Genomic DNA, 5,123 nt, shown 5'->3' on the forward strand with positions numbered 1-5,123 from the left:
GAGTGCGCGCTCACCGGCGCGCGGCTGTGAAGAAGATGTTGTGCTCATGGGAGTCGCCTTTCGGGCTGTTGTGGCGCTCCCGGCGACGACTAGCTCGGCCGCGCGATCGTGGACTGCGGGGGAGCACCCACTGTGGACGCTGCGTACACGGGACTCACCTCCTGCCGATAGATCACGATCGCCGCGACGTTAACACCCAGGCGGTGTCTCGCGCGCGTGAGTTTCTCTGTCGCCTGGTGATCCAAGGACTTAGCCTGTGGCGGTCCGGCCCCGAGCACCCAGGAGCGACCATATGACCACGACCGGCGTCATCGGTGGTGGCATCGTCGGGTTGGCTGTGGCGCGCGAGCTCCTGCTGCGCCACCCTGATGACAGGGTGGTGGTCTTCGAGAAGGAGAGCAGCCTCGGTGCGCATCAGACCGGGCACAACTCGGGTGTGGTCCATGCCGGCATCTACTACAAACCCGGCAGCCTGAAGGCGCAGCTCTGCACCCGCGGCCGCGGCCTGCTCAAGGACTTCGCAGCCGAGCACCAGATCCCCTTCGAGGAGTGCGGAAAGCTCGTCGTCGCGGTCGAGGAGACCGAGATGGGCCGTTTCGACGCGTTGGAGAAGACGGCCACCGACAACGGCGTACCCGGTCTGCGACGTGTCGGCCCTGAGGAGATCAAGGAGATCGAGCCGTACGCCGTGGGGCTGGCTGCACTCCACTCGCCGAGGACGGCGATCATCGACTACGTCGCCGTGGCCCAGGCGCTCGGCCGGAGCATCATCGAAGCCGGGGGAGAGGTACGCCTCGGCGAGGAGGTCACGGGCGTCCACCGCGCCACCGGCGGGGTGGCGGTGGAGACCCCGGTGGGCCGCACCATGGTCGACCACCTGGTCGTCTGTGGCGGCCTGGACTCGGACCGGCTCGGTGAGCTCACCGGAGGTCCGAAGGCGCCTCGGATCATCCCGTTCCGCGGTGAGTACATGCAGGTCAGCGCCGCGAAACAGGACCTTGTCAACGGAATGGTCTACCCGGTCCCGGACCCGCGCTACCCGTTCCTCGGGGTGCACTTCACCCGCCGCGTGGGCGGCGGGCTCGAGGTCGGCCCCAATGCCTTCCTGGCCATGAGTCGGCAGCGCTACGGCCGCACCTCGATGACTCCGCGAGACCTCGTCGACACCCTGGCCTGGCCAGGCTTCTGGCGGTTCGCCGCGCAGCACTGGCGCACCGGGCTCACTGAGATCCGCGGCGTACTCTCCAAGCACGCCTACATGCGTGACGCCCAGCGCTACGTGCCCGAGGTCGGCGCCACCGACGTCGTCCGGTCCGGCCTCGGGATCCGTGCCCAGGCCGTCGAGTGCGACGGCTCGCTGGTCGACGACTTCGTCATCCACCACTCCGACGTCATCACATCGGTGCGCAACGCGCCCAGTCCTGCGGCCACATCCAGCCTAGCCATCGCCGAGTACATCGTGGACCGGATGTCCTGACCGCCCACGAGCCGCCGAGAGGTCGGTTTCTGACGCCGAAGGGTCGATTTCTGCCGTTGCCCATCGCGTCGGAAACCGACGTCTCGGGGTCAGAAACTGACTAGTCGGCGGGAGCTTCTACCGGCCACTCGGAGGGGAAGTCCTGGGCCACGCGGTCGTGCTCCTTGGTGAGCTTCTTGCGGGCCTTGGTGGAGATGCGGTCGCCGAAGACGGTGCCGTTGGTGTGGTCGGTCTCGTGCTGCAGGCAGCGGGCCAGCAGCCCGTCGCCCTCGAAGTGCACCGGCTCGCCCGAAAGACCGACGCCGTCGACGGCCGCCCAGTCGGGACGGCCGCACTCCACGAAGGCGCCGGGGAAGGAGAGGCACCCCTCCAGGTCCACGTCCAGGCGGCGGTCGTCGCCCTCGGGCAGCGTCAGGACGGGGTTGCAGACGACCCCGACCGTACGCCGGCCGGAGGCGTCGGGGCAGTCGAAGACGTAGATGGCGAGATCCTCGCCGATCTGGTCGGCGGCGAGGCCGACGCCCTCGGCGGCGTACATCGTGGCGACCATGTCGGCGGCCAGATCCGCGAGCGTCGAGTCGAAGGCCTCCACCTTCTTCTTGGGGCGGTGCATGACGGGCGTACCCCAACGAGTCATCGGCCGCACCGTGCCGCCCTCCGGCAGGGCGCCGTGGGGCGCGAGCGGGGCTGTGGTCTCGTGCGGAGCAGGGGATTCGAGCGAGGAGTCGGCCATGTGCCAAGCCTATAAAGAAGCCGTATGTGGTTTGTTACCGCCGTCACCCCGGTGAAGTGTAGACCGTGTTGTAACTCCCAGTTACAGTTCTACTCATGAGTATCCTCCAAGGCCTACGTGGCGGGATCGCGAACGGCGTTCCGTCCGGCGAGTCGCGTGACCCGATCGGGTTCGCCGTGGCCGGTCTGCGCAAGCTCTCGCAGAGTCCAGCGCTCGACCGGCTCGGTGTCCGCAAGCAGACCGAGCAGGTCGTCTTCACGGTCACCCGCAGCGGGTTCAAGACGATGGCGGCGACCAGCCGCGCGTTCAAGAAGAAGGGCAAGCAGGGCGCCCCCGGCGTACGCGTGCCCAACGCCATCCCCAAGGGCGTCTTCGACCTGACCCCGAGCGAGGACGAGCAGATGCTCGTCGACGTGGTCACGGAGTTCGCCGCCGAGGCCGTACGTCCCGCCGCGGCCGAGGCCGACGAGGCCTGCGCCGCGCCCGACGACCTGCTCAAGTCGAGCCTGGAGATCGGGCTGCCGATCCTGGGCGTCCCCGAGGAGCTCGGCGGCATCTCCGAGACCCGCTCCGCGGTCGCCGGCACTCTCGTCGCCGAGGCTCTCGCCAAGGGTGACCTCGGGCTGGCCGTCGCCGCACTCGCACCCGGCTCGGTCGCGACCGCGCTCGGCCTGTGGGGCACCGACGAGCAGCAGCAGACCTACCTGCCGGCCTTCACCGAAGGCTCGGTGCCGGCGGCCGCGTTCGCGCTCAACGAGGACCGTGTCCTCTTCGACGTGCTCACCCCGTCGACGACCGCCACCAAGACGGCAGACGGCTACACGATCAACGGCGCCAAGTCGCTGGTCGCCCGTGGCGCCGAGGCCGAGCTGTTCATCATCGGTGCGTCGCTCGACGGCAAGCCGACCCTCTTCCTGGTCGAGTCCGCGACCGCGGGCCTGACCATCGAGTCCGAGCCTGCGATGGGCGTTCGTGCCGCCTCGCTGACCAAGCTGATCCTGACCGACGTGAAGGTCCCCGCCGGGGCCGTCCTCGGTGAGGCCGACGGATCGACCTACACCGAGGCCGTACGCCTCTCCCGCCTCGCCTGGTGCGCGCTCTCCCTCGGCGTCGGCCAGGCCGTCCTCGACTACGTGACGCCCTACGTCAAGGAGCGCGAGGCCTTCGGGGAGCCGATCGCCCACCGTCAGTCGGTGGCGTTCATGGTCGCCAACATCGCGATCGAGCTTCAGGCGATGCGCCTGGTCACCTATAAGGCCGCATCCCGCGTCGCTCAGGGCATCGACGCGACGCGCGAGATCGCGCTGGCTCGCAAGCTGTGTGCCGACAAGGGCATGCAGATCGGCCTCGACGGCGTCCAGCTGCTCGGTGGCCACGGCTTCGTCAAGGAGCACCCGGTCGAGCGGTGGTACCGCGACCTGCGTGCCGTCGGCATCATGGAAGGCACGGTGCTTGTCTGATGAGTATCAATCTGGAAGACCCCAAGAAGCTCAAGCCGCTGCGCGAGCAGGTTCACCAGGTCGCGATGAACATGCTGCGTCCGATCTCGCGCAAGTACGACAAGGCCGAGCACGAGTATCCCACCGAGCTCGACATGCTCGCCGCCATGGCCGACGGCCTCTCCGAGTCCGGTCAGGGTGAGGGCGCGGGCGCCACCGGCGTACGTCGCGACACCAAGCCCGACGACGGCAAGGTCAAGAACGGCGCCAACATGTCCTCGGTCCTCTCCGTCAACGAGATGTGCTGGGGCGACGTCGGCCTCACCCTCGCCATGCCCCGCCAGGGCCTCGGCAACTCCGCCATCGCGAGCGTCGCCAACGACGAGCAGCACGAGCGCTTCGACGGCGTATGGGCTGCGATGGCGATCACCGAGCCGGGCACCGGCTCGGACTCGGCCAACATCAAGACCACGGCGATCCTCGACGGTGACCACTATGTCCTCAACGGCGAGAAGATCTTCGTCACCTCCGGTGACCGCGCCGACGCGGTCGTGGTGTGGGCAACCCTGGACAAGGAGCTCGGCAAGGCGGCGATCAAGTCGTTCGTGGTCGAGAAGGGCACGCCGGGGATGAAGGTCGAGCGTCTCGAGCACAAGCTCGGGATCAAGGCCTCCGACACCGCCACGATCACCTTCACCGACTGCCGGGTGCCGGCCGAGAACCTCCTCGGTTCGCCCGAGGTCAACGTCAAGGAGGGCTTCGCCGGAGCGATGGCGACCTTCGACAACACCCGTCCGCTGGTGGCGTCGATGGCGGTCGGCTGTGCCCGTGCCGCGCTCGACTACACCCGCGACCTGCTCGAGAAGGCCGGCGTCACGATCGACTACGACCGTCCGGCTCAGCTGCAGTCGGCGGCCGCGGCGAAGTTCATCCAGATGGAGTCGGACTACGAGGGGGCCTACCTCCTCATGCTCCAGTCCGCCTGGATGGCCGACAACCGTCAGCCCAACTCCAAGGAAGCCTCCATGGCCAAGGCCAAGGCGGGCCGGATGGGCTCCGACGTGACCCTGTCGTGCGTCGAGCTGGCCGGCACCATCGGCTACTCCGAGGGTGAGCTGCTGGAGAAGTGGGCCCGTGACTCGAAGATCCTCGACATCTTCGAGGGCACCCAGCAGATCCAGCAGCTGATCGTGGCCCGTCGCGTTCTCGGGCTCACGTCCGCGCAGCTGAAGTAGACCGCTAGTGGTCTGAGCCGATAGTTCGTCCCTGGTCCGTCGTCAGGGTGCGGGCTGGGCAAGGCGCCCCCGCGAAGGCATACCGGGGTCTTTCGAGCGGGGGCAACGCCGCCCAGTGCGTGCCATGGCGGCGGGCCGAGGCCGAAATCGAGGCGATGGCCACTAGCCTCTGGCCCATGATCAAGCACCTGGCGGTCTTCCTCGGTTCCCGCGACGGCAACGATCCGGCGCTCTCGGAG

At 68.2% G+C, this 5,123-nt stretch carries 4 protein-coding genes; 3 read left to right on the forward strand and 1 reads right to left on the reverse strand.

Annotation, left to right across the window (positions count from 1 at the left end):
• The first annotated feature begins 292 nt into the window (after window positions 1-292).
• The gene (gene lhgO, locus ACRDPS_RS17790) at window positions 293-1,477 is read left to right on the forward strand and encodes an L-2-hydroxyglutarate oxidase (RefSeq protein ID WP_431502995.1); all 1,185 of its coding nucleotides are present in this window, start codon (window positions 293-295) and stop codon (window positions 1,475-1,477) included.
• 100 nt (window positions 1,478-1,577) lie between these two features.
• Here lhgO and def read toward each other — a convergent pair whose 3' ends face one another.
• A complete protein-coding gene (gene def, locus ACRDPS_RS17795; RefSeq protein WP_431502996.1) occupies window positions 1,578-2,210 on the reverse strand; it encodes a peptide deformylase in 633 nt (210 codons plus the stop codon).
• Window positions 2,211-2,305: 95 nt separating this feature from the next.
• On the opposite strand from def, the gene ACRDPS_RS17800 reads away from it, so the two are divergent.
• Entirely contained in the window at window positions 2,306-3,670 is a 1,365-nt protein-coding gene (locus ACRDPS_RS17800; protein WP_431502997.1) for an acyl-CoA dehydrogenase family protein, read from the forward strand.
• Window positions 3,670-4,884 carry an acyl-CoA dehydrogenase family protein gene (locus ACRDPS_RS17805; RefSeq protein WP_431502998.1) on the forward strand — a complete coding sequence of 405 codons (1,215 nt, stop codon included), beginning with the start codon at window positions 3,670-3,672 and terminating at the stop codon, window positions 4,882-4,884. The genes ACRDPS_RS17800 and ACRDPS_RS17805 overlap by 1 nt, the downstream gene beginning before the upstream one ends.
• Window positions 4,885-5,123 lie beyond the last annotated feature (239 nt).

The sequence above is a fragment of the Nocardioides sp. genome, from assembly GCF_050699375.1.
Classification (GTDB): domain Bacteria; phylum Actinomycetota; class Actinomycetes; order Propionibacteriales; family Nocardioidaceae; genus Nocardioides.